Origin of the sequence: Streptomyces radicis (assembly GCF_003626575.1) — a bacterium.
In the GTDB taxonomy this organism is placed as follows: domain Bacteria; phylum Actinomycetota; class Actinomycetes; order Streptomycetales; family Streptomycetaceae; genus Streptomyces; species Streptomyces radicis.
In genome coordinates this window covers 74,497-99,024 of the sequence record NZ_RBDY01000008.1, presented here as the reverse complement: position 1 = coordinate 99,024, position 24,528 = coordinate 74,497, and the positions used below count along the sequence as shown (strand labels likewise).

Sequence of the window (24,528 nt, the reverse complement as noted above, 5' to 3'; positions counted from 1 at the left end):
CGGGTGAGCCTATCGGGTCAATCGGGGCGATCCTCCCCGGCCCCCGCGCTCGCGGGCGCGCCCTCGAAGTCCCTGGCCGCCACGCGCAGCGGCCGCAGCAGCGCGAAGATCTCCCGGCACTCGTCGGAGTCGTAGGCGCCGAGGCCGAAGTCCATCGCCATCAGGTCACGGGTCGCCGCCTCGCACACCCGCCGCCCCTCCTCGGTGATGGAGGCGAGCGTGCCGCGGCCGTCGTTGGGGTTGGGGCGCTTGGTGACCAGGCCCGAACGCACCAGGCGGTCGACGGTGTTGGTGACGGACGTGGGGTGGACCATGAGCCGCTCGCCGATCTTGGACATGGGCAGCTCACCCGCCCTGCTGAAGGTCAGCAGGACCAGCGCCTCGTACCGGGCGAACGTGAGCCCGTACGGCTTGACCACCGCGTCGACCTCGGCGAGCAGGATCTGGTGGGCCCGCATGATCGAGGTGATCGCGGCCATGGACGGCACAGAACCCCAGCGCCGTTCCCACAGGTCGTCGGCGCGGGCGATCGGATCGAAGGGCAGACTGAGCGGCTTGGACACGTCGGTGACCCTACCGGCTTAGTCATACCGGCCGTGGCGCCGCTGACCTTCGGCCACGGACCGTCATGACACGATGACGCCATGTACGGCCCCCTCCGCCGTGTCACGCGGCTCGGCTCCCTGTCCGTCGCCCTGCTCGGCGTCCTGGCCCTCGGCTGTTCCTCAGGGGGCGAGGGGTCACCGCGTGGCCAGGGCGGGGAGGCCAGCGGCGCGGCGGGCGAGGAGTCGGGGACGTTCTGGGTGGACCCCGAGAGCCCGGCGGCCCGGCAGGTGCGGGAGTGGGAGGACGAGGGGCGCGCCGATGACGCCGCGCTCGTGCGCCGCATCGCCGAGCAGCCGCTGGCGACGTGGCCGCCGGGCGACGAGGACCCGGCACCCCGGGTGCGGGCGGTCGTGGACGCGGCCACCGACGCGGGCAGGACGGCCGTGCTGGTGGCGTACAACATCCCGCACCGCGACTGCGGCCGGTACTCGCGGGGCGGCGCGGCGGACGGGGCGGCGTACGAGCGGTGGATCGGGTCGTTCGCCGGGGCGATCGGGGACGCCGAGGCGGTCGTGGTGCTCGAGCCCGACGCGGTGCCGCACACGGCCGACGGCTGCACGGATCCGCGGTATGTGGACGAGCGCTTCCAGCTGCTCGCCGCCGCGGTGGACGCCCTCAAGGCCGGGCCACGCACCCGGGTCTACCTGGACGCGGGGAACCCCGGCTGGATCACCGACCCCGACCGGCTCGCGGAGGCGTTGGGGCGCGCGGGGGTGGCGCGCGCGGACGGCTTCGCGCTGAACGTGGCCAACTTCGAGACGCTCGACGCCAGCACCGCCTATGGCCGCGATCTCTCGGGGCTGCTCGGCGGCGCGCACTTCGTCGTCGACACCAGCCGCAACGGCAACGGCCCCTTCGAAGGCGACGCCGAGCCCTGGTGCAACCCGCCGGGCCGCGCCCTCGGCACCCCGCCGACCACCGACACGGGGGACCCGCTGGTGGACGCGTTCCTGTGGGTCAAGCGGCCGGGGGAGTCCGACGGCGAGTGCCGCGGCGGCCCGCCCGCGGGGCGCTGGTGGCCCGCGTACGCGCTGGGCCTGGCGCGCGACTCCGGCTGAGCCTCACGCGCCGCCGATCCGGATCCACTTCGCCTCGGACGGCGTGCCCTCCTCGTCGGTCGCGAAGAGCATGTACCAGCCGGGCGGCGCCAGGGAGGGGTCATCGGGGAGGGTGAACGTGGCCTCGCCCGCGCCGCGTTCGACGTCGAGCGCGACATCGAGCCGGATCGAGCGCTGCTCGACGTCGGTGGTGTGGGTGACGGCGCTCGGCCGCATCAGCCGGGCCCCGGCGATCCGCTCCGCGTGGTCGGTGGCGAAGGTCGCGGTGGCGCCGAGCGCGGCGCGCTCGGGCCCCGCGCCCAGCGTGGGCCTGGTCTCCTCGCGGCCGCCCTTGAGATAGGGCGGGGTGTAGACCTCGACGCGCTTCTCGAACTCGCCCGTGCGCGTGCCCTTCCTGTCGCCGAACAGCGGGTCGGAGCCGAACGTCGCGACCCGCCCGTCGGGCAGCAGCAGCGCCTCGGAGTGGTAGTTGCGGCCGACGGTGGGGGCGGCGGCGGGGCGGAACGCGTTGGCCTCGGGGTCATAGAACTGCGCCATGAGGATGTCGCTCTCGCCGCGGCCCCGGTAGCCCTCGGAGCCGCCCGAGGTGAAGACGGTGTCATCGGGCAGGATCACGCTGCTGAGGTAGCGGGTGCCCTGGGGCAGCGGGGGTCCGTCGCGGTAGGCGGGGCTCTCCTCGTCGAGGTCGATGAGCGCGGTGCGCTCGGTGGACTTCTCGGACTCGCCGACCCCGCCGCCGCCCAGCACCATGAAGCGCTGGTCCTGGGCCGGGGGCAGCAGGAGCGAGGCCGACGTCTCCAGCTGGTCGGGGTCGGTGAGGCCGCCGACCTCGGTGAACGTGTTGGTCTCCAGGTCCCACAGGCCAGGAGCGCGGCCCTGGTCCGCGGGCCCGTAGCCCGCGTTGGAGCCGGTGTAGAAGAGCTCGCCGCCGCGGGTGAGGAAGAGCGCGGGGTAGGTGGGGAAGTAGCGCTCGGGCCCCGGCGACCAGGTCTTGGTGGCGGGGTCGTAGATCTCGTTGACGCCGGGGACGACCTCGCCGATCTCGTCGAGGCCCGAGACGGTCAGCACCCGGCCGTCGGGCAGCGTCGTCAGTGTCGGGTACCAGCGGGCCTCGGCCATCGGGTCGACCGGGACGTACCGCTCGGCCTCGGGGTCGAACTCGTAGGCGGCGTCGATGCCCTGGAAGTCCTGGTCGTCCAGGGTGAGGGGACCGGCGAGTCCGTAGAGGTTGTCGGCGTCCTCGCCGGTGAGGCCGACGACGCCGTACTGCGCCGGGTCCTCAGTGACGCCCTTCTCGCCCTCGTCCACGGCCACCACGAAGACCCTGGCCTCGGCCGCGGTGATCTCCGCCCCGCCGCCGACGGCGCGCTTGGCGGCGGGCGGCACGGTGACGGCCGCCTCGGTCACGTACTCCCGGCCCGATGGCGAGCGCAGCCGGGTGCCCTTCGGGAGGTCGTGCCCGCGGTCGGGGTCCTCGTTCTTCAGCAGCATCGCCCCGCCCGCGTGGGTGACGGCGTCGCCGAGCACCTCGTAACGGGCCGTGCCCCCGGCGACCAGCAGCCGGCCGTCGGGCAGCGCGGCGTGCCCGGCGCAGAAGAGGTCATCGGGCGTGGGAACCTCGCTGAACGTGTTCTCCTCGGGGTCCCACAGGACGGAGCGGAAGGAGCCCGCGTCGAACTCGTCCTCCTTGTTGCCCGAGCCCGCGATGAGCAGCACCTTCCCGGTGCGCAGCAGGGCGGCGTGGATGGCGTTCGCGCGGAACTCCTCGGGCACGTCCACGACGTCCCACGCGCCGTACTCGGCCTGGTAGCCGGGGCGCGAGATCCGGTACTCGTGGATCCGGTCCTGCGCGAAGCTCAGCGCGGCGGGGGCGTTGAGCGCGGCGAGCAGCAGCGCGATGCCGGTGCCCACGGCGGTCTTCCTGGTGCGGCTGCTGGGGCGGTACCTCATGCGTCAGCTCCCACGGGTCGGCGCGGCGTTTCCGGTGCGGAGGGCGGGGCGGAAGGCGGTGCGGGGGTCGGGGCGGGGGCGTCGGGGGTCCTGGACCGGCCGAACCACCACAGCGCCGCGGGCGCGACGGCGACCGCGAGGGCGATCAGCGCCCACGTGCGCATGGCGGCGTGGGTGTGGCCCAGGACGAACGACGCGATCAGCGCGCCGGCGAGCAGCCCCGCCCAGAAGAGGTGAAGGCGGAACGTCGCGGGCCCGTCGGGGCTCACGGCGCCGCCCTTGGGGGTGACCACGAATCCGCCGCGGCGGCGCAGCACGGCGTCGAACAGCGAGCGGGCGTAGACGGGCGCGGAGAGCGCGGACATGAGCATGCCCGCGGCCCCCGACGACCCGGCGGGCTCGTGCGGGGAGATGTTGTGGCGGCGGTTCCAGACGTAGAGGCCGATCTGGAGGGCGGCCACGTCGCTGTAGAGCATCATCCACACCGACGAGGCGACCTGGGTGCCCGAGGCGCCGAGCAGGAGGTAGAGCGTGCAGCCGAGGGCGCCGAGCGTCCAGGTGAGGGCGGCCATCGGGTAGAAGGCGAGCATGAGGAAGTAGTGGAACGCCGACCCCGCGCGGTGGCGCCGCGCCCCGCGGGCGCACTGCCGCAGGATCGTCTCGTAGGTGCCGCGTGACCAGCGGTGCTGCTGGGAGAAGAAGTCGGTCCACGAGGACGGGCCTTCGCCGACCGCGAGCACGTCCGGGGTGTAGACGGAGCGCCAGCGCTCGCCGGTCGCGGGGTTGGCGGTGCGGTGCAGCTCGAAGCCGGTGGCCATGTCCTCGGTGACGGAGTCGACGAGGCCGCCGATGTCCTTGAGCGCGCACACGCGGACGGCGTTGTTGGTGCCGACGAGCATCGGGGAGCCGTAGCGGTTCCCGGCCCGCTGGACGAGGGCGTGGAAGAGGAACTGCTGGCTCTCCGCGGCCTTGGTGACCGGGGCGGTGTAGTTGCCGTAGACCTGGGGTCCCACGACAAATGCCACGTCGGGGTCCCGGAAGTAGCCCAGCATCCGCTCCAGGTAGTCGGGGAGCGGGGCGTGGTCGGTGTCGACGGAGGCGAAGAAGTCGTAGTCGTCGCCGTGGGCGTCGAGCCAGGCGTTGTAGTTGCCGTGCTTGGTGCGGGCGCGGTGCGGCCCCGCCGGCAGGTTCCAGCGGGCGACGCCCCTGCGGCTGAAGTGGCGCACGCCGAACTCGGCGCACAGCGCGCGGGCGGCGGGGTCGTCGCCCTCGTCGAGCAGCCAGACGTCGAGCGGCCCGGGGTGCCGCAGCAGGACCGCGGCCTGAAGGGTGGCGCGCACCAGGGAGAGCGCCTCCTTGCCGGGCACGAACGTCGTCAGGAACGCCACCCGCGTGCCGGTCTCCGGCACGACGGGCACCGGGTCGCGGGCGACCAGCGTGGCGTGCGCGACGGAGACGACGTTGACGAGCCTGAACAGCTCGACCAGACCGACGCTCACCAGCATCACGGCGTCGGCGGCCAGCAGCCACCCGGGCGCCCCTTGCCTGTCGGTCCAGTGGCCGGGGTGGATCAGCCAGATGAGCAGCACCGCGGAGAGCAGCGGCGCGAGCGTCATCAGGAGGGCGGCTCGTATTCGGTGCGGCTCGCGCGAGATGAGGGTCCGGTATCCGACCCGGTAGCCGGGGCCCGGCTCGGTGAGGGGGCCGGCGAGGCGGCTGAAGCTCTCGTAGTCGTGGGCCGGACGCCGCACGGTGCCCTCCTCGGACGGGTGCAGAAACGACAGAGGCCACGGAAGTGACGTATCAACGACACGTCAGGGCCGTGGCCTTGTCGAACGGGAGGGGGCCGAGAGGGGGAAGGCGTCCACCGCCTGGGGCGGCGACCGCGTCAGCCTTCCGGGTCGGTGACGGGCGGGGTCAGGCGTTGACGACGCCCTCGCGGCGGGCGCGCGCCGCGATGACCGCGTCCTCCTGGGCCTTCCGCAGCCGCCGCTCGGCGAAGAAGCCGCCGACGGGCACGACGGACATCAGGAAGTACCAGGCCGCGGTGGGCAGCGGCCACCTGGCGCGGTTCCAGGCGTCGGCCCAGAACAGCACGTAGACGATGAAGAGGAGGCCATGGATGGCGCCCATCACCGGGACGGCGTCGAAGTCGGTCGTCCGCCTGAGGACGGAGCAGACCAGGAGCACCAGGAAGGAAACCGCCTCGGGGGCGGACACCAGCCGGAGCCTGCGCAGGGCGGAGGCGGTCTTGAGGTCCATGGGTCCCGATTGTCGCAGCCCCGAATCGGATCAATCGGGGCGGGTCCCCGGCGTTGGCTAGAGTGCCCGCTATGGACACGGAAAGCGGCACCCGCTGGCTCAGCGAGTCGGAGCAGCGCGCCTGGCGCACCCATCTGGAGGTCAGCAAGCTGCTCACGCACCGCCTCGAGCGCGACCTCCAGCCGTTCGGCCTGACCATGAACGACTACGAGATCCTGGTGATCCTCTCCGAGTCGGACGAGCGCCGCATGCGCATGAGCGACCTGGCCGCCGGGACGCTCCAGTCCAAGAGCAGGCTGTCCCACCAGATCACGCGCATGGAGCGCGCGGGCCTGGTCCGCCGCGAGGACTGCGACTCCGACAAGCGCGGCCTCTTCGCCGTCCTGACCGAGCGCGGCTGGGAGACGATGCGCGAGGTCGCCCCGCACCATGTGGCGTCCGTCCGCCGCCACTTCGTGGACCTGCTCGCGCCGGACGACCTCCAGACGCTGCGGCGCTCCCTGGCCCCGGTGGCCGAGCACCTGCACCGCGAGCGCGGCCGACTGTGAACGTTCCGGCCTAGGCCGCCTCGCCCACGTCGTCAGGGCCGCCTTCCGGGCGTGGGGCCGCCGTGCCGAGGGGCAGGCGCAGCGCGAACAGCGCGCCGCCCTCGGGTGCCGCCCCGGCCGTGAGCGTTCCGCCGTGCCGCGCCGCCACGTCGCGGGCGATGGCCAGGCCGAGACCCGCGCCGCCCTCGTCCCTGCCGCGGGCGTCGTCGAGGCGCACGAAGCGCTGGAAGATCCGCTCCCGGTCGGCCTCCGGCACCCCAGGCCCGTCGTCGGCGACCTCGAGGACGGCGTCGGCGCCCTCAGCGCGCAGCGAGACCCGCACCGCCGACGCGGCGTGCCGCTGGGCGTTGTCGACCAGGTTCCCCAGCACCCGCGCGAGCTGGCCCGCCGAGCCCGAGACGGTGACCTCGCCCAGCTCGGCCAGGCGGACGGGGTGCCGGTCGCCGACGCGTTGGTCGAGCTCCTCGGCGACCAGCTCGGCGAGGCCGACCGTTCCGGCGAGCGGGCGCTCGCCCGCGTCGAGCCTGGCGAGCAGCAGCAGGTCGGCGGCCAGCGCCTGGAGGCGCACGGTGTCCTTGACCGCGCCCGGCAGGTCGAGCAGCTCGGGGTGGGCCTCGCCGACCTCGAGCTGGGTACGGAGCGAGGCGATCGGGCTGCGCAGCTCGTGCGAGGCGTCGGCGACGAAGCGCCGCTGGCGCTCGACGGACGCCTCGAGGGCGGCGAGCGTCTCGTTGGTGGTGACGGCGAGGCGCCCGATCTCGTCCCTGGCCTCCGGCTCGGGAACGCGGCGGGAGAGGTCCTCGGAGTGGGTGATGGCCGCCATCTCGCGGCGGATTCCCTCGACCGGGCGGAACGCGCGGCGGGTCGTCAGCCAGGTCACGCCGCCGACGACCGCGACCAGCGCGGGCACCCCGGCGAACATCGAGGTGCGCACGCTGTCCACGGCCGCCTGCTCGACGCTGAGCGGGGCGCCCGCGAAGACGATGGCCTCCGTGCCGCTCGGCATGGTCACCTCGACCGTGGCGAAGCGGTACTCCTCGCGCTCGCCCCTGACGGTCGCGGCGCCGTTGATGAGCCCGATCTCCTCGTCCATCTCGCCGGGCGGCAGGCCGTCCTCGCCGTTGTCCGCGTCCTCGCCGTTGTCGCTCTCGTCCTCGTCGTCGTCATCATCGTCGTCGTCATCGTCGTCATCGGTCCTGACCGCCGCGGTGGTGACGGGCGGCGGCTCCTCCTCGACGACGACGTCGGAGCTCTCCGTGCCCCAGATCTCCTCGAGCCCCTCGGTGACCGCGAGGGCGGTGTCGTCCGAGCGGTCGATGACCTGCACCGGGCCGCGCAGCCCCTCGAGGCGCAGCTCCTCGGGGGCGACGCCGGTCCCCAGCTGCCCCGCGACATCGCGGCCGTCCGCCTCGGCCTGGAGGTCGACGCGGTGGCCCATCTCGCGTTCGAGCAGCGCCACCATCAGGATCCCCGCGGTGACCAGCGCGACGGCCACCACCAGGGTGGCGCCGAACGCGGCCCGCGCCCGCACGCTAGCCATGGGACGTCACCATCCGGTATCCGGCGCCGCGCACGGTGGCGATGAGCCCGGGGCCCAGCTTCCTGCGCAGCGCGCTGACATAGACCTCGACGATGTTGGGGTCGCCGTCATAGGCGAAGTCCCAGCCGTGTTCGAGTATCTCCGCCTTGGAGACCACCTCGCCCGCGCGCGTCGCCAGATATTCGAGCACCGTGAACTCCTTGGCCGTGAGCCCCACTTCCGTTCCGCCCCTGCGCACCCTGCGGGTCGCGCGGTCGACCGTCAGGTCGCCCACGCGCAGCTCGGGCGAGGCGCCCCTGCCGCCGCGCCGCCGCAACAGGGCCCGCACACGCGCCACGAGCACCACATAGGAGAACGGCTTGGTCAGGTAGTCGTCGGCGCCCGTGTCGAGCCCCTCGGCCTCGTCGTACTCCCCGTCCTTGGCGGTGAGCATGAGGATGGGCGTCTCGTCGCCCGCGGCGCGCAGGGCGGCGCACACGCGGTAGCCGTTCATCCCCGGCAGCATGATGTCGAGCACGATCAGGTCGTACGCCCCCTCGGTGGCCCGGTGCAGGCCGTCGGTGCCGGTGTGCACGACATCGACGGCGAAGCCCTCGGCGGTCAGGCCCTGGGCCAGCGACCTGGCGAGACGCTTCTCGTCCTCAACAATCAGCACGCGCATGGAGCAAGCTTGGCAAATCCTTCCTGAAGAAGACTTCAGGGACCTTCAGCTCCGCTTCAGCAACGGTCAGAGATGGTTGTTCCCGTCGGACAGCACAGAGCACGACAACACGGGAGGAACCCCATCATGACGCGCAACCTCATCATCGCGATCGTCGCGGCAGGCGCCGTGATCGGCGGCGGAACGCTTGCGGGCGCCGCGATGAGCTCGGACGACCAGGAGCCCGCGTCCGCCGCGCTGGACGACCTGAACGTCGCCGACGCGCCGAGCGGGGACGACGGCGCTGACGACACCACGGGCGACGACACCACGGGCGACGACGGCGGGAGCGGGAACGGCGGGGGCTCGGGCTCGGTCGCCGAGCAGGCGGTGGCCACGGCGGTCGCCGAGGTCCCCGGGGTGGTCACGGAGATCGAGCGCGACAACGACGACGGCAGGCGCAGCTGGGAGATCGACGTCTTCGGCGACGACGAGCAGTGGTACAAGCTCCGCGTCAGCGAGGACGGCACCGAGGTCGTGAACGCCCGGGCCGACGATGACGATGACGACGACTGGGACGATGACGACGACGACCGCACGGCGGCCAACAGCCTGCTCGCCGACGGCTCGCGGATCGACGCGGCCGAGGCGATCCGCCTGGCGGAGGAGCACACCTCGGGCACCCTGCGCGAGGCGGACGTGGAGAACGGGCACTGGAAGCTGGAGCTGCGCACGGACGACGGCGTGGAGCACGAGATCCGCATCAGCCTGGCCTCGGGCGAGATCACGGACCTGGAGCGTGACGACGACGATGACGACGATGACGACTGGGACGACGACGACCGCGGTGACGACGATGACGACGACGATGACCGGGACGACGACTGACGCCGCCCCCGCCACCTGAGAACGGCCCGTCCCTTCACCTCCGCGAAGGGACGGGCTCCCGGCGTGCGGGGGCGTTCGACACGACCGCAGGACGACAAGCGAAAAACAAGCCTACGGAGAGTGACCCCCACCACTGACACACAGTGACCTCCCCGCACCCAAAGCACCACGAACACCAGCCCACCCCCCAACGCACCCGCCGCCGCAGACAACGCGCGCGCCCACGCGAAGCGCCGCAGCCAAACCGCGCGCGAAGCGCCGCGCCCGCCGCCACAGACAAACCCACACCACAACGCACCAGCCGCCACAGACAAACCCACACCACGGCGCACCAAGCGCCGCAGGCACGTCGCGCGCGAAGCGCCTCGGCCAACAGCCCACACCCCAACGCACCAAGCGCCGCAGCCAACGCGCGCGCCCACGCGAAGCGCCGCAGGCAAACCGCGCGCGAAGCGCCGCGCCCGCCGCCGCAGGCAAACCGGCACCACAACGCGCCAGCCGCCGCAGGCAAACCCGCACCACAACGCGCCAGCCGCCGCAGGCAAACCCGCACCACAACGCGCCAGCCGTCGCAGACAAACCCGCACCACAACGTGCGAAACCGCCGGAGGCTACCGCGCCAGTGCCCGCACCAGCTCGTCCGCCGCCGCGTACGGGTCCGTCGCGCCCGTCGTCACCCGTTCCGCCAGTGCCGTCAGGCGCAGGTCGCCTCGGATGTCGCCGATCCGTTCGCGCAGCGCCGTCACCGCGATCGTCTCGATCTCCCACGCCGCCCGCCGCGCCCGCCGCTCGGCCAGCACGCCGCGCTCCTCCATCCACGCCCGGTGCTTCTCCAGCGCCTCGACGACCTCGTCCACGCCATCGCCGCGCGCGGCGACCGTCTTGACCACCGAAGGGCGCCAGTCCCCCGGCGCGCGGGCCTCGCCGAGCCCCAGCATGTGGTGCAGCTCGCGGACCGTGGCGTCGGCGCCGTCGCGGTCCGCCTTGTTCACCACGAAGACGTCGCCGATCTCCAGGATCCCCGCCTTCGCCGCCTGGATCCCGTCGCCCATCCCGGGCGCGAGCAGCACGACCGACGTGTCCGCCTGGGCCGCGATCTCGACCTCCGACTGGCCGACGCCGACCGTCTCCACGAGCACCACGTCGAAGCCCGCGGCGTCGAGCACCCGCACGGCCTGGGGAGCCGCCCAGGCCAGGCCGCCCAGGTGCCCCCGGGTCGCCATCGAGCGAATGTGGACGCCGGGGTCGGACGCGTGCTCGCCCATCCGGATCCGGTCGCCGAGCAACGCGCCGCCCGAGAACGGCGACGACGGGTCGACCGCGAGCACCCCGACCCGTTTCCCCGCCCGCCGATAGGCGCTCACCAGGGCCGATGTCGAGGTGGACTTGCCCACGCCAGGGGGGCCCGTCAGGCCCACGACATAGGCGTGCCCCGTGTGGGGCGCCAGCGCGGCCATCACCTCGCGCAGCCGCGGCGACGCCCCCTCGACCAGGGAGATCAGCCGGGCCACCGCCCGGGGCCGCCCCTCCCTCGCGCCCGCCACCAGCTCAGGCACCCCGGCCGTGCGCCACCGGCTCACGTGCGCGTCACCTCCGCGGCACGCGCAGGATCAGGGCGTCGCCCTGGCCGCCGCCCCCGCACAACGCCGCCGCTCCGGTGCCGCCGCCGCGCCGCCCGAGCTCGAGCGCCAGGTGCAGCGCGAGCCTGGCCCCCGACATGCCGATCGGGTGACCGAGCGCGATGGCCCCGCCGTTCACATTCACCTTTTCGAGGTCCACGCCCAGATCCTTGGCGGACTGGACGACAACGGCGGCGAACGCCTCGTTGATCTCGATCAGGTCGAGGTCGGCCACGCCGAGGCCCTCGCGGGCCAGGGCCTTCTCGATGGCGCGCGAGGGCTGGGAGTGGAGGGAGGAGTCGGGTCCCGCGACGTTCCCGTGCGCGCCGATCTCGGCGATCCACGTCAGGCCGAGCTCCTCGGCCTTCGCCCTCGACATCACGACCACGGCCGCCGCGCCGTCCGAGATCGGCGACGACGAGCCCGCGGTGATGGTGCCCGCGCCGTCCACGGGGAACGCGGGGCGCAGCCGCGCCAGCGTCTCCTCGGTGGTGTCGGGGCGGATGCCCTCGTCCGCCGAGACCACCAGGGGATCGCCCTTGCGCTGCGGGATGGTGACCGGGGCGATCTCGGCGTCGAACACGCCGTTCTTCCGCGCGGCGGCGGCCCGCTGGTGCGAGAGGGCGGCGACCGCGTCCTGCTCCTCGCGGGTGATGCCGAGCCGGGTGTTGTGCCGCTCGGTGGACTCGCCCATGGCGATGCCGTCGAACGAGTCGGTCAGCCCGTCGTGGGCCATCGAGTCGAGCACCTCGATCGCGCCGTACTTCGTGCCCTCGCGGGACCTCGGGAGCAGGTGCGGGGCGTTCGTCATGGACTCCTGGCCGCCCGCGACGACCACGTCGAACTCGCCCGCGCGGATGAGCTGGTCGGCCAGGGCGATGGCGTCGAGGCCCGAGAGGCACACCTTGTTCACCGTGAGGGCGGGGACGGTCATCGGGATGCCCGCCTTCACCGCGGCCTGGCGCGCCGGGATCTGGCCCGCGCCCGCCTGGAGCACCTGGCCCATGATCACGTACTGCACCTGCTCGCCCGTGATCCCGGCCCGCTCGAGCGCCGCCCTGATGGCGAAGCCGCCCAGCTCCGCGCCGGAGAACGGCTTCAGCGCGCCGAGCAGTCGGCCCATCGGCGTCCTGGCCCCGGCCACGATCACGGAGGCATTACTGTCGGTCGCTGCCATGGTGCTCCCTCTTCCCACTTCACGATACAGAGCGTGACGCCGCCGGTCACCGGCGCGTTCTTGTGACTGTACGCACGTTGCGCGCGCCCCCTCAATGACGCTGCACTAGGGGGATGTTGACGCGCATCGATCACATCGGGATCGCCTGCTTCGATCTCGACGCCACCGTCGAGTTCTACCGCGCCACCTATGGTTTCGAGGTGTTCCACTCCGAGGTCAACGAGGAGCAGGGCGTCCGCGAGGCCATGCTGCGGATCAACGGCACCGACGACGGCGGGGCCTCCTACCTCCAGCTCATCGAGCCGATCCGCGAGGACTCGCCGGTGGCCAAGTGGATGGCCAAGAACGGCGAGGGCGTCCACCACATCGCCTTCGGCACCGCCGACGTGGACGGCGACTCCGAGGCGATCAGGGACAAGGGCGTACGCGTCCTCTACGAGAAGCCGAGGCGCGGCTCGATGGACTCGCGGATCACGTTCCTGCACCCGAAGGACTGCCACGGCGTCCTCACCGAGCTCGTCACCGCGGCCACACCGGAACCATCCGGTGATCCCGAGGCCCACTGACGCGAGCTGCCCCGGCCGGTAGAGTGGCCGAGCCGGGGCTGCGGGCTTTTTCCGCGTCCCGTGTTCGGCCGATCACCGGATCTGCTTTATCACGACCAGGGGACGGATGGGACCGCGCGGTGCCGGGCTACGACGCCTATCAGGCTGAGGACCACCTCTCGCAGTTCGAAGCCGAGATGGAGCGGCTGAAGAAGGAGCGGGACAAGGCGGTCGACCACGCCGACGACCTCGGCTACCAGGTCGAGGTGCTGCGTGCCAAGCTGCACGAGGTGCGCAGGGCCCTTGCCCTGCGCCCGGTCTACGGCGACGTCGCGGGCCACGCCGAGCAGGTCCTGCGCACCGCACAGCACCAGGCCGACCAGATGCGGGTGGAGGCCGAGCGCGAGCTGCGCGACGCCAGGGCGCGCTCCCAGCGGGTCCTCCAGGAGCAGGCCGAGCACCGCGCCAGGCTGGAGTCCGAGCTGCACGCCGAGGCCGTGGGGCGGCGGCAGCGCCTCGACGAGGAGCTGGCCGAGCGGCGCGCCACCGTCGAGTCCCACGTCAACGAGAACGTCGCCTGGGCCGAGCAGCTGCGGGCCAGGAGCGAGTCCCAGGCCAGGCGGCTGATCGAGGAGACCCGCGCGGAGGCCGAGCGGACCGTCGCCCAGGCCAGGACCGAGGCGCTGCGGCTGACCGACGAGGCGCGCCAGCGGATGGCGGCCGAGGCGGAGGCCGCGCGGGCCGAGGCCGACGAGCTGGTGCGCCGGGCGCGGTCGGACGCCGAGCGGCTGCTGACGGCGGCGTCCGCGCAGGCCCAGGAGGCGACCCAGCACGCCGAGCGGCTGCGCAGCACCACCGCGCAGGAGACGGACAGCGGGCGCCGCGAGGCCGCGGCGCTGGTCCGCAAGGCCGAGGAGCGGGCCCAGGAGGCGACGACCGCGCTGCGCACCGCGCGCGAGGAGGCCGAGCGGCTGCTCGCCGAGGCCACCGCGGCGGCGGACAAGCGCAGGGGCAGCGCCGAGACGGAGTACGAGCAGCGCACCGCCACCGCCAAGGCCGAGGTCGCGCGCATGGTCTCGGAGGCCACGCGGGACGCCGAGGGCCGCAGGACCGAGGCCCAGCACGTGCTCGACGAGGCGCGGGCGCGGGCCGAGCGCATCGCGTCCGAGGCGGCGGAGGAGGCCAGGTCCAAGTCGGCCGAGGAGTACGCCGCGCAGCTCGCCGAGGCGGCCCGCACCGCGGAGGACGTGCTGACCAGGGCCGCCGAGGAGGCCAAGGCCACCACCAGGGCGGCCACCGAGGAGGCCGAGCGGCTGCGCGCCGAGGCCGAGGCGGAGGCGGACCGGCTGCGCGCCGAGGCGCACGACGTCGCCGAGCAGCTCAAGGGCGCCGCGCACGACGACACGAAGGAGTACCGCGCCAAGACGGTCCAGCTCCAGGAGGAGGCGCGGCGGCTGCGCAGCGAGGCCGAGCAGCTGCGCGCGGACGCCACCGAGGAGGGCGAGCGCGTCAGGGCGGACGCGCGCCGTGAGGCGGTCGCGCAGATCGAGCAGGCCGCGGCGAGCGCCGAGGAGCTGCTGACGCAGGCGAAGGCGGACGCCGAGGAGCTGCGTTCCTCCGCGTCGACCGAGAGCGAACGCGTGCGCACCGAGGCCATCGAACGCGCCACCACCCTGCGGAACCAGGCCGAGCAGGCGCTCAAGAAGGCCAGGGTCGAGGCCGAGCAGCAGCGCGCGGAGGCCGGGCAGCACGCCGAGCGGACCACGCAGGAGGCCGAGGAGACCGCACGCCGGATGCGCGCGGAGGCGCGCGAGGCGGCGAAGGCGGACCGCGAGGCGGCGACGGCCGAGCTGGAGCGGCTGCGCGCGGAGGCCGAGGGCCGGGTCGCGGCGGCCGAGGAGGCCCTGGCGGCGGCGCGGGCCGAGGCGGAGCGGCTGCGTTCGGACGCCAACGCGGAGGTCGAGCGGCTGCGGGCCGAGGCGGCCGAGCGGATCAGGGCGCTCACCGAGCAGGCCGAGCGGTCCGCGCAGGAGGTCAGGGAGGAGGCCGCGTCGGACGCGGCCAGGTTCAGGGTCGAGGGCGAGGAGCTCGCGGTCCGGCTGCGCGGCGAGGCGCTGGCCGAGGCGGACCGGCTGCGCGAGGAGGCCGCGTCGGCGGCCGACCGGGTGCGGGCGGACGCGGGCGCGGCGGCCGAGCGCACCGCGGCCGAGGCGGCGGGCACGCTGGCCGCGGCGCGCGAGGAGGCGGCGCGGCTGCGGGCGGAGGCGGACGCGTTCCTGGCGGACGCGCGCGACGCCGCGCACCGGGAGCGGGCGCAGGCGCGGGAGAAGAGCGACGAGCTGCTCGCCGCGGCGCGCGCCAGGATCGACGACGCCGAGCGCAGGGCCGAGACGCTGGTGGCCGCGGCCGAGCACAAGGCGCAGCAGGTGCGGGACTCCGTCAGCGGGCTGCGCGACGAGGCCGAGGCGGAGATCGCCACGCACCGCGCGGAGGCGGAGCGCGAGGCGGCCCGCGTGCTGCGGGAGTCGGCCGAGGAGAAGGAGGCCGCGGCCGCGCTCGCCGAACGGACCGTCAAGGAGGCCATCGCCGAGGCCGATCGGGTGCGGGCCGCCGCCGAGGAGGCGGCGGAGCGGACGCGCGCGGAGGCGGACGGCATCCAGGACCGGGCGCGCCGGGAGGCCGCCCGCAAGCGCAGCGACGCCGCGGCGCAGGCCGACGAGCTGCTGGCGAAGGCTCAGGAGGAGGCGCTGCGCATGGCGTCGGCCGCCGAGGAGCAGTCGGACACGATGGTCGCGGCCGCCCGCAAGGAGTCCAACCGCCTCATCGGCGACGCCCAGGACGCGGGCAGCGAGCTGGTCGAGACGGCCCGCGTGGACGCCAACCAGCTTCTCGAGGAGGCCCGTCGGGACGCGTCGGCGATCCGCGAGCGCACCGAGGAGCAACGCACCAGGGTCGAGGCGGAGATCGAGGAGCTGCACGACAGGGCGCGGCGCGAGTCGGCCGAGCAGGCGCGGACCGCGGGCGAGCGCGTCGACAAGCTGATGAAGGCCGCGGAGGAGCAGCGCGCCGAGGCGAACGCCGCGGCCGACAAGCTGCTCTCCGAGGCCAACTCCGAGGCGAGTAAGGTACGTATCGCCGCGGTGAAGAAGGCGGAGGCGCTGCTCAAGGACGCCGAGCAGCAGCGTTCAGTGGTGCTGCGCGAGATCCAGCAGACGCGTGCCGACGCCGAGCGGGAGGCCAGGCGCACGGTGGAGGAGGGCAGGCGTGAGCTGGAGAAGCTGGCCCGCAGGCGCGCGGACATCAACGCCGAGATCTCCCGGGTGCAGGACGTGTTGGAGGCCCTCGAGTCGTTCGAGGCGCCCAAGCCCGGCAAGGGCGCGGGTGCCAAGGGCGGCGCCAACGGCACCGTCGCGGCGGGTGCCGGGGCGAGCAGGCCGGGCGGGAAACGTTCGGGCGGCTGAGGCGGTAAGGCGACTGGGCCATTCGCCTGAACACCGGCTTGAGGGTAATGAGCGGAAGAGGCGAACATTCTCCACGGAGAAGCCGGATCCGCTCGAAGACACGCCGGTTCGCCCCCTAGGATGATGCCCCCGAGGGCATGGACCCGTCTCCGGAAAGACTGAGGAGCTCGACCTCGTAGCGCTGAACGCCCAGGCCCATCACTTCAACTCACTCACCCGTCTGATTTCGACAGGAACCCCATGAGCGACACATCCTCCCCCTTCGGCTTCGAGCTCGTGCGGCGCGGCTACGACCGCGGTCAGGTGGACGACCGCATCTCGAAGCTCGTTGCCGACCGCGACAGCGCACTTGCTCGTATCACCTCCCTGGAGAAGCGGATCGAGGAGCTCCACCTCGAGACGCAGAACGCCCAGGCCGCCATCTCCGACTCCGAGCCGTCCTACGCCGGCCTCGGCGCCCGGGTCGAGAAGATCCTGCGCCTCGCCGAGGAAGAGGCGAAGGACCTGCGCGAGGAGGCCCGCAGGGCCGCCGAGCAGCACCGCGAGCTGGCCGAGGGGGCGGCTCAGCAGGTGCGGAACGACGCGGAGTCGTACGCGGCGGAGCGCAAGGCCAAGGCCGAGGAAGACGGCTCTCGCATCGTCGAGAAGGCCCAGGGCGAGGCGGCCGCCACGCGGGCCGAGGCCGAGAAGGACGCGCAGAACAAGCGCGAGGAGGCGGACGCCCTCTTCGAGGACACCCGCGCCAAGGCGGCCCAGGCCGCGGCCGACTTCGAGACGAACCTCGCCAAGCGCCGCGAGCAGTCCGAGCGCGACCTGGCCTCCCGTCAGGCCAAGGCCGAGAAGCGCCTCGCCGAGATCGAGCACCGCGCCGAGCAGCTGCGCCTCGAGGCCGAGAAGCTGCGCACGGACGCCGAGCGCAGGGCCCGCCAGACGGTGGAGACCGCGCAGCGGCAGGCCGAGGACATCGTGGCCGACGCCAACGCCAAGGCCGACCGGATCCGCAGCGAGTCCGAGCGCGAGCTGGCGGCGCTCACCAACCGCCGCGACAGCATCAACGCCCAGCTGACCAACGTCCGCGAGATGCTGGCCACCCTGACCGGCGCTCAGGTCGCCGCCGCCACCCTGGGCGACGACGACGCCGACGAGGGCCTGGCCAAGGGTGTTCCGGCCCAGCAGTCCCGCTGAGCCGCCGAGCCCCTCGGCTCACTCCACCGGCGCAGGGGTCGCCGCCTTCACCGGGCGGCGGCCCCCGCGCCGTTTTAGCGTCGGGCCATGATCGAGCTGGCTGGCCTGACGAAGCGGTACGGACGCACGACCGCCGTGCAGGATCTGACGTTCTCCGTGCGCCCCGGCGTGGTCACCGGCTTCCTCGGGCCCAACGGCTCGGGCAAGTCCACCACGATGCGCATGATCCTCGGGCTCGACCACCCGAGCGCGGGTCAGGTCCGCATCGACGGGCGGCGGTACCACCAGCTGGCCGATCCGCTCACCCACATCGGGGCGCTGCTCGAGGCGAAGGCCGTGCACCCGGGGCGCACCGCGTACCACCACCTGCTGTGCCTGGCGCAGAGCAACGACATCCCGCTGCGCCGCATCGACGACGTGCTCGACCTGGTGGGCCTCGCGGGGGTGGCCAAGAAGCGGCCCAAGGGCTTCTCGCTCGGCATGGGCCAGCGCCTCGGCATCGCGAGCGCGCTGCTCGGCGACCCGCGGATCCTGATGTTCGACGAGCCGGTGAACGGGCTCGACCCCGAGGGCATCCAGTGGATCCGCAACCTGATGAAGCGACTGGCCGCCGAAGGGCGGACGGTGTTCGTCTCCAGCCACCTGATGAGCGAGATGGCGCTGACGGCCGACCACCTCATCGTCATCGGCCAGGGCAGGCTGCTGGCCGACACGTCGATGGCGCGGTTCATCGAGGAGAACGCGCGGACGTTCGTCCGGGTCCGCTCCCCCGACCACGAGCGGCTGCGCGCGGCGCTCGAACGGGCGGGCGGGCGGCCGCGGCAGTGCCCCGACGGCAGCCTGGAGATCGAGGACCTGCCCGCGGCCAGGGTCGGCGAGCTCGCGGCGGAGAACGACGTGGTGCTGCACGAGCTGAGCCATCAGCAGGCGTCGCTCGAGGAGGCGTTCATGCGGCTGACGCACGAGTCCGTCGAGTACCACGCGAGGGCCGGGCGATGAGCGCGGAGAACGCCCGCCGCGTGCTGCTCTCGGAGTGGACCAAGATCAGGTCGGTGCGTTCGACGCTGTGGACGCTGGTGACCGCGATCGTCGTCACGGTGGCGCTCGGGATGCTGATCAGCGGGCTCATCGGGCACAACTTCGACGATCTTTCCCCCCATGAGCGCATGACGTTCGACCCGACGTTCATCAGCTTCGCGGGCACGTCGCTCGGCCAGCTCGCGCTCATCGCGTTCGGCATCCTGGTGGTGTCCAACGAGTACAGCACCGGCATGATCCGCGCCTCGCTCACCGCGGTGCCGGTGCGCGGGGTGCTGATGGCGGCCAAGCTGGCGGTCGCCGCCGCGCTCGCCCTGGTGGTGGGGATGGTCACCAGCTTCCTGGCGTTCTTCCTCGGCCAGTCGGTCCTCGGCGAGCACAGCACCGACATCGGCCAGCCAGGCGTGCTGCGCGCGGTGTTCGGCGGGGGCCTCTACATGGGGCTGATCGCGCTTTTCGCGATGGGGGCGGCGTGGACGCTGCGCAGCCCGATGCTGTCGTTCGGGATCCTCATCCCCTTCTTCTTCCTGATCTCCGGGATCCTGGCCAACGTCCCGGCCACCGAGAAGGTCGGCCACTACCTCCCCGACCAGGCGGGCTCGCGGGTCATGCGGGTCATGGACGACGGCGAGCAGCCCTACGGGCCCTGGGCCGGGCTGCTGATCATGACGATCTGGGTGGTGGGCGCGCTGCTCGCGGGCTATGCCGTCCTGCGGAAGCGGGACGCGTGACACCAGGCCCTTCATGAGCCGATAGGGTCATGGGCCAATCGGGGATGAGTTTTCGGCCATGACGGGGACGACGGGTGACAACATGATCGAGGCAGTCGGCCTGACCAAGAGCTATGGCGCCAGGACGGCCGTGTACAACCTGACCTTCAGGGTCCAGCCGGGCAAGGTCACCGGCTTCCTCGGCCCGAACGGCGCGGGCAAGTCGACCACCATGCGGATGATCCTCGGGCTCGACCACCCGACGGGCGGCAGCGTGACGATCGGCGGGTATCCGTACCGTCAGCTGCCCAACGCCCCACGCCAGGTGGGGGCGTTGCTCGACGCCAACGCCAAGCACGGGGGCCGCAGCGCGCGGGCGCACCTGCTGTGCCTGGCGCAGCTGTCCGGCATCCCGGCCCGGCGCGTGGACGAGGTGCTCGGCGTGGTGGGCCTTTCGGAGGTGGCGCGGCGGCGGAGCAAGGCGTTCTCGCTGGGCATGGGCCAGCGCCTCGGCATCGCGGCGGCGCTGCTCGGCGACCCGCAGGTGCTGCTGTTCGACGAGCCGGTGAACGGCCTCGACCCCGAGGGCATCCTCTGGGTCCGCAACCTGATGCGGCGGCTGGCGGCCGAGGGGCGGACGGTGTTCGTCTCCAGCCACCTGATGAGCGAGATGGCCCAGACGGCCGACCACCTCATCGTCATCGGCCGCGGCCAGCTGATGGCCGACCTGCCGGTGCGGGACTTCATCGCCGCCAACTCCACGGACTTCGCCCGCGTCCGCACCCCGGACGGCGACGAGGCGGCCCGCGAGGCGCTGGTCAAGGCGTTGGGCGACGCGGGCGGGCAGGTGCATCCCGAGGCGGACGGCGCGCTCAAGGTGGTCGGCCTTCCGCTGCCGCGCATCAGCGACCTGGCGCACGAGGCGGACACCCGGCTGTGGGAGCTCTCGCCGCACCAGGCGTCGCTCGAGGAGGCGTACATGCGGATGACGCAGGGCGCGGTGGACTTCCGCTCGACGGCGGACCAGCGCGCCGGCCTCGTCCAGCAGGCGCCCGCGCCGGGGTACGCGCCGGGCCACACGCCGGGGTACGCGCCCGGGTACGCGCCGCCGCAGCAGCCGTATGTGCCGCCGCAGCCGCCCGTTCAGGCACAGCCGCCCGTTCAGCCGCAGGCGCCCGTTCCCGCGCAGCGGGCCGCCGGGGCGACGATGGCGCTCGGCGTTCCCGCCCTGCCGCCCACGCCGCCCGCCTCGCCGCCCCCCGTCGCCGCCCCCGCCGACATCCCAGAGCAGCCCGCCCCTTCCCGCCCCGAGGACGCCCGATGACCGCCCCGACCCCGCTGCCCGCGCAGCAGGCCGCCCCCGCCCACCCCGCGCCCGGCTACGCCTCGCCGATCCCCGTGGTGCGCACCCACATCGGGCACGCCATCGCCTCCGAGTGGACCAAGATCCGCACGGTGCGCTCGACGGTGTGGACGCTGCTCAGCATGTTCGTGGTCACCCTCGGCATCGGCACGCTGTACGCGCTGTCGCTCAGCGGCGAGGACTACGTCGGGATGCCGCTGCTCGCCGGTGGCTTCTTCGGCCTGATGCTCGGCCAGCTCGGCATCATCACGCTGGGCGTGCTGGTCATCTCGTCCGAGTACGGCACCGGCATGATGCGCACGACGCTCACCGCGTGCCCGCGGCGCGGCCGGGTGCTGACGGCCAAGGCGATCGTGTTCTTCCTGCTGGCCTTCCTGATGACGCTGGCCGCCGCCGTGCCGACGGCCCTGGTGCAGCTGGCTGTCCTCTCCGACCAGGAGGTCCCGAGCTACGCGGTGGACGACGCGGTGATGGAGGACTCGATCGTGGACGGCGAGGTCGTCGCGAGCACCGACCAGGTGCTCGGCGCGACCCTCGGGGCCGCGCTGTACGTCGCGCTGCTCGGCCTGCTCGCGCTCGCGGTGGGCGCGCTGCTCCGGCACTCGGCGGGCGCGATCACGGTCATGCTCGGCGTCGTGCTGCTGCCGCTGCTGACCGCGCTGTTCCTCTTCGGGGAGAGCGTCGCGGACCTGCGGGACGCGCTCATCGAGTACTCCCCGCTCAACGGCCTCGCCTCGCTGTACGGCATCCCCATGATGGGCGACGAGCTGGACAGCGGCTGGCCGCTGCTCGGCCTGCTCGCGCTGGTCACGGGAGGCACGTTGGCCGCCGCGTTCGCCCGGCTCAACGCGGGCGACGCCTGACGCGCGGGGCCCCGGCGACGCGCTGACGTGGCTCGGCGACGGGGCGCTCAGTAACGAGGTGCGTTCCGCGACCGCGGGGGGCGGGCTCCCCTGCGGTCGCGGGCGTTCCAGCAGGCGCCGTGCCAGTGGCGGCGGTCGTCCACCGCGCCCTCCCTCGGCCAGGAGACGACGTGCGGGACGCCGGGCGGGATCTCCTGGTCGCAGCCGGGGCAGCGGTAGTGCTTGGCCGCGGCGCCCCCGGTGACGCGGCGCACCACCCACTCCTCGCCACGCCACGACTCCGTGTCCTCGAGGCCGTACTCGCCGCCTCGGCGGTCCTGCGGCTTCGCGGCGGCGCGGGGGCGGTTGCGGCGGGGGGACACGAGCACACCTCGGGGTCGGGAGAGGGCCGTCGGGGGAGGTCGGGGCCCTACGGGCGCCGCGGACCCCGCCGTCGAGTGTACGCAGCGGCGTCGCGCGCCCCGGCGCCGATCGTCCGTCGGTCATGCGCCGTCATACGTCGCCAAGCGTCGCCATGCGTCGGTCATGCGGGGGTCATGCGTCGATCATCGGAAAACTCATCGCGCGACCGTGCCCCTGGCACGTGTCCCGCGTTAATGCCAATGGGTGAACGGGGCAGATCCGGTCCCCCAGAGACCACGGTGAGAGGGGCGACAAGCAGTGCGACCGATGCGGATGGGCACATTTGTGCTGGCCGGTCAGTATCCCGGGCAGAGCGACACCGAGTCGCTGCGGCGGGCGATCCGGTGCGCCGAGGTGGCCGACGAGGTGGGGCTTGACGGGGTGTGGGTGGCCGAGCACCACTTCGTGCCGTACGGGGTGTGCCCGTCGGCCGTGACGCTCGCGGCCCATCTGCTGGGCCGCACACGGCAGATCGGCGTGGGCACGGCGATCAGCATCCTGACCACGGCGCACCCGGTCGCGCTCGGCGAGCAGGCCGCGCTGCTGCACCTGGCGTCCGAGGGCCGGTTCACGCTGGGCGTCGGCAGGGGCGGTCCATGGGTCGACCTCGAGGTGTTCGAGTCGGACGTCGAGGAGTTGGCGAACGGCTTCCCCGAGTCGCTCGACCTGCTGCTGCGCTGGCTGAACGAGCCGCGCGTGGGCGCCGACGGGCCGCGGTACAGCTTCCGCGAGGTGAACGTGGTGCCGCGCCCGGAGTCGCAGCCGCCCATGGTGGTGGCGTGCACGTCGCCGCAGACGGTCAGGCTGGCGGCGGAGCGCGGGCTGCCGATGCTGCTCGGGATGCACGTCGGCGACGAGGAGAAGGCGGAGATGGTCGGCCTGTGGCGCTCGGCCGCCGCGGCGGCGGGCCACTCCCCCGACGGCGACCATGTGTCGGCGGGCGTGGTGCAGGTCGCCGACAGCCACAGCGAGGCCGTCGAGACGCTGCGGCGCGCGCTCCCCGGCTGGCTGCGGCGGGGGCTCGGGGCGCACCAGACGCTGGACGGCAGGCCGCGCCGGATGCGCGACCCGCTGACCTACACGGAGCTGCTGTGCGAGCTGCACCCCGTCGGCGACGCGCAGCTGTGCGCGGACCGGCTCGCGGCCACCAGCGAGCGCACGGGGATCACCCGTTTCGCGCTGCTGGCCGAGGGGTCGGGGGACATCGCGCTCACCGAGCTGAACGTCCGGCGCCTCGCGGACGAGGTGCTGCCGCTCCTGCCGCACCGCCCCGGAGCGGCGGCGCGAGCGGCAGCACCAGGGACCGCGATCAGCAGTCCCGCAGCTCCGGCGACTGGTTGAGGATCTGGCTACGGACCGAGGTGAACCGGGTGTGCGGTGCGCCGGACGTGGCGTCCGGCGGGAAGACCGCCACCCGGTGGCAGTTCTGGAACGCCAGCTTGACCCCGAAGTGACGCTCCAGGGCGCCCCTGATCGCGTCGCTCGCCAGGGCACGCAGCAACTGGCCGCGCGCGTGCTCGTCGGGCGGTGGCGTGGTGTTGTCGGCGAAGTCGCCACCGTCGACCGTGAGCCTGGCGACCAGGGTGCTGATCATGTCCCAGGCGAACGGCAGCGATGTTCGAACGCAGTCGACGAACTCGGCTTCGTCGACCTCGCCTCGCTCGGCCTGTTCCAACAGTGCCGGTGAGACGTCGAGCGACATGGTTTCTCCTCTCGCGACCCCGGGCTAGGAGGTCTCGCTGACGGGCCCGAGAGCATCGCCACGGCCAAGTCACCGCGCATTCGGTCCAGTTGGTTGAACGCCGGCGACGCCCCCCATCCCACGTTAGGCTGCCGAGCCAGTACATGTCAGGGGAACGGGCGCATATCCGGCCAGATGCGGATCCCTCACGCCCCGCACGTTTCAGGCGCGCCGAACGCCTCCCGTGTCACGCGGCGGGGGCCTCGCTTTCGGCCGGTCGGAGCTGTCGGTGTCAGCCTCTAGGCTGATCCCATGCGTCTCGTCATCGCCCGCTGCTCGGTCGACTACGCCGGTCGGCTCACCGCTCATCTGCCCCTGGCTCCGCGGCTGATCCTCGTCAAGGCCGACCAGTCCGTCTCGATCCACGCCGACGACCGGGCCTACAAGCCACTGAACTGGATGTCGCCCCCGTGCACGCTCAAGGAGAGCGCGCCCGAAGGGGGCGAGGGCGCGGTGTGGACCGTGCAGAACAAGGCGGGCGAGAAGCTGATCATCACGATGGCGGAGATCCTGCACGACTCGTCGCACGAGCTGGGCGTGGACCCCGGGCTGATCAAGGACGGCGTGGAGGCGCACCTCCAGGAGCTGCTCGCCGACCGCATGGAGACCCTCGGCGAGGGCTGGTCGCTGATCCGCCGCGAGTACCCCACGGCGATCGGGCCCGTCGACATCCTGGGCCGGGACGCCGAGGGGGCCACGGTCGCCGTGGAGATCAAGCGGCGCGGGGAGATCGACGGGGTCGAGCAGTTGACGCGTTATCTGGAGCTGCTGAACCGGGACTCGCTGCTCGCGCCCGTGTCCGGGGTGTTCGCGGCGCAGGAGATCAAGCCGCAGGCCAGGACGCTGGCCACGGACCGCGGCATCCGCTGCGTCACGCTCGACTACGACGCGCTGCGCGGCGTGGAGGACGACAAGCTGCGGCTCTTCTGACG

The 24,528-nt window shown here is 73.2% G+C and carries 22 protein-coding genes; 12 read left to right on the top strand and 10 right to left on the bottom strand.

Annotated elements, in window-relative coordinates; all coding sequences use genetic code 11:
• Positions 1-17: 17 nt before the first annotated feature.
• Positions 18-563 (bottom strand): MarR family winged helix-turn-helix transcriptional regulator, encoded by a 546-nt coding sequence (locus tag D7318_RS13710; RefSeq protein WP_120697236.1) that lies wholly within the window; start codon positions 561-563, stop codon positions 18-20.
• Between the two features lie 81 nt (positions 564-644).
• On the opposite strand from D7318_RS13710, the gene D7318_RS13705 reads away from it, so the two are divergent.
• Positions 645-1,664, top strand: coding sequence for a glycoside hydrolase family 6 protein (locus D7318_RS13705; protein WP_120697235.1), 1,020 nt, complete (start codon positions 645-647; stop codon positions 1,662-1,664).
• 3 nt (positions 1,665-1,667) lie between these two features.
• Here D7318_RS13705 and glxA read toward each other — a convergent pair whose 3' ends face one another.
• The 3 genes from glxA to D7318_RS13690 all read right to left on the bottom strand — a co-directional run bounded on the left by glxA (position 1,668) and on the right by D7318_RS13690 (position 5,876).
• Positions 1,668-3,614 (bottom strand): radical copper oxidase GlxA, encoded by a 1,947-nt coding sequence (gene glxA / locus D7318_RS13700; RefSeq protein WP_120697234.1) that lies wholly within the window; start codon positions 3,612-3,614, stop codon positions 1,668-1,670.
• Positions 3,611-5,365 carry a glycosyltransferase family 2 protein gene (locus D7318_RS13695; protein WP_120697233.1) on the bottom strand — a complete coding sequence of 585 codons (1,755 nt, stop codon included), beginning with the start codon at positions 5,363-5,365 and terminating at the stop codon, positions 3,611-3,613. The genes glxA and D7318_RS13695 overlap by 4 nt, the downstream gene beginning before the upstream one ends.
• Before the next feature lie 166 nt (positions 5,366-5,531).
• On the bottom strand, positions 5,532-5,876 hold the full coding sequence (locus D7318_RS13690) for a DUF3817 domain-containing protein (protein WP_120697232.1): 345 nt from the start codon (positions 5,874-5,876) through the stop codon (positions 5,532-5,534).
• 71 nt (positions 5,877-5,947) lie between these two features.
• Between D7318_RS13690 and D7318_RS13685 the strand changes: the two genes are divergently transcribed.
• Positions 5,948-6,424, top strand: coding sequence for a MarR family winged helix-turn-helix transcriptional regulator (locus D7318_RS13685; protein WP_120697231.1), 477 nt, complete (start codon positions 5,948-5,950; stop codon positions 6,422-6,424).
• Positions 6,425-6,434: 10 nt separating this feature from the next.
• Here D7318_RS13685 and D7318_RS13680 read toward each other — a convergent pair whose 3' ends face one another.
• Positions 6,435-7,964, bottom strand: a complete 1,530-nt coding sequence (locus D7318_RS13680; protein WP_120697230.1) for a sensor histidine kinase — start codon at positions 7,962-7,964, stop codon at positions 6,435-6,437.
• A complete protein-coding gene (locus tag D7318_RS13675) occupies positions 7,957-8,625 on the bottom strand; it encodes a response regulator transcription factor (protein WP_113686213.1) in 669 nt (222 codons plus the stop codon). The genes D7318_RS13680 and D7318_RS13675 overlap by 8 nt, the downstream gene beginning before the upstream one ends.
• Before the next feature lie 126 nt (positions 8,626-8,751).
• On the opposite strand from D7318_RS13675, the gene D7318_RS13670 reads away from it, so the two are divergent.
• Complete coding sequence (locus D7318_RS13670; protein WP_183091410.1) at positions 8,752-9,492, top strand: PepSY domain-containing protein; 741 nt, start codon at positions 8,752-8,754, stop codon at positions 9,490-9,492.
• 611 nt (positions 9,493-10,103) lie between these two features.
• On the opposite strand, the gene meaB is transcribed toward D7318_RS13670, so the two are convergent.
• Together meaB and D7318_RS13660 are read right to left on the bottom strand one after the other, a co-directional pair.
• Positions 10,104-11,072, bottom strand: coding sequence for a methylmalonyl Co-A mutase-associated GTPase MeaB (gene meaB / locus D7318_RS13665; RefSeq protein ID WP_230423709.1), 969 nt, complete (start codon positions 11,070-11,072; stop codon positions 10,104-10,106).
• A gap of 7 nt (positions 11,073-11,079) precedes the next feature.
• Complete coding sequence (locus D7318_RS13660) at positions 11,080-12,288, bottom strand: acetyl-CoA C-acetyltransferase (RefSeq protein ID WP_120697228.1); 1,209 nt, start codon at positions 12,286-12,288, stop codon at positions 11,080-11,082.
• A 113-nt stretch (positions 12,289-12,401) separates the two neighbouring features.
• Here D7318_RS13660 and mce point away from each other — a divergent pair, with 113 nt between their 5' ends.
• The 7 genes from mce to D7318_RS13625 all read left to right on the top strand — a co-directional run bounded on the left by mce (position 12,402) and on the right by D7318_RS13625 (position 21,453).
• Positions 12,402-12,854, top strand: coding sequence for a methylmalonyl-CoA epimerase (gene mce / locus D7318_RS13655; RefSeq protein ID WP_120697227.1), 453 nt, complete (start codon positions 12,402-12,404; stop codon positions 12,852-12,854).
• Positions 12,855-12,973: 119 nt separating this feature from the next.
• Positions 12,974-16,294: a hypothetical protein gene (locus D7318_RS13650; protein ID WP_120697226.1), complete on the top strand. Its 3,321-nt coding sequence runs from the start codon at positions 12,974-12,976 to the stop codon at positions 16,292-16,294.
• Positions 16,295-16,534: 240 nt separating this feature from the next.
• The gene (locus tag D7318_RS13645; protein WP_120697225.1) at positions 16,535-17,479 is read left to right on the top strand and encodes a coiled-coil domain-containing protein; all 945 of its coding nucleotides are present in this window, start codon (positions 16,535-16,537) and stop codon (positions 17,477-17,479) included.
• A gap of 87 nt (positions 17,480-17,566) precedes the next feature.
• The gene (locus tag D7318_RS13640; protein ID WP_120697224.1) at positions 17,567-18,478 is read left to right on the top strand and encodes an ATP-binding cassette domain-containing protein; all 912 of its coding nucleotides are present in this window, start codon (positions 17,567-17,569) and stop codon (positions 18,476-18,478) included.
• Positions 18,475-19,248 carry an ABC transporter permease gene (locus tag D7318_RS13635; protein WP_120697223.1) on the top strand — a complete coding sequence of 258 codons (774 nt, stop codon included), beginning with the start codon at positions 18,475-18,477 and terminating at the stop codon, positions 19,246-19,248. The genes D7318_RS13640 and D7318_RS13635 overlap by 4 nt, the downstream gene beginning before the upstream one ends.
• 82 nt (positions 19,249-19,330) lie before the next feature.
• On the top strand, positions 19,331-20,551 hold the full coding sequence (locus tag D7318_RS13630) for an ABC transporter ATP-binding protein (RefSeq protein ID WP_120697337.1): 1,221 nt from the start codon (positions 19,331-19,333) through the stop codon (positions 20,549-20,551).
• Positions 20,548-21,453 (top strand): ABC transporter permease, encoded by a 906-nt coding sequence (locus D7318_RS13625; protein ID WP_120697222.1) that lies wholly within the window; start codon positions 20,548-20,550, stop codon positions 21,451-21,453. Before D7318_RS13630 ends, D7318_RS13625 begins: the two co-directional genes overlap by 4 nt.
• Before the next feature lie 47 nt (positions 21,454-21,500).
• On the opposite strand, the gene D7318_RS13620 is transcribed toward D7318_RS13625, so the two are convergent.
• Positions 21,501-21,815, bottom strand: a complete 315-nt coding sequence (locus D7318_RS13620; RefSeq protein ID WP_120697335.1) for an ATP/GTP-binding protein — start codon at positions 21,813-21,815, stop codon at positions 21,501-21,503.
• Positions 21,816-22,122: 307 nt separating this feature from the next.
• On the opposite strand from D7318_RS13620, the gene D7318_RS13615 reads away from it, so the two are divergent.
• The gene (locus D7318_RS13615; protein ID WP_120697221.1) at positions 22,123-23,196 is read left to right on the top strand and encodes an LLM class flavin-dependent oxidoreductase; all 1,074 of its coding nucleotides are present in this window, start codon (positions 22,123-22,125) and stop codon (positions 23,194-23,196) included.
• Here the strand turns inward: D7318_RS13615 and D7318_RS13610 are convergent.
• Positions 23,165-23,557 carry an SCO5389 family protein gene (locus tag D7318_RS13610; protein WP_120697220.1) on the bottom strand — a complete coding sequence of 131 codons (393 nt, stop codon included), beginning with the start codon at positions 23,555-23,557 and terminating at the stop codon, positions 23,165-23,167. The two genes, D7318_RS13615 and D7318_RS13610, sit on opposite strands and share 32 nt — an antisense overlap.
• A 291-nt stretch (positions 23,558-23,848) precedes the next feature.
• Between D7318_RS13610 and nucS the strand changes: the two genes are divergently transcribed.
• Positions 23,849-24,526, top strand: coding sequence for an endonuclease NucS (nucS, locus tag D7318_RS13605; protein ID WP_120697219.1), 678 nt, complete (start codon positions 23,849-23,851; stop codon positions 24,524-24,526).
• Positions 24,527-24,528: the final 2 nt, after the last annotated feature.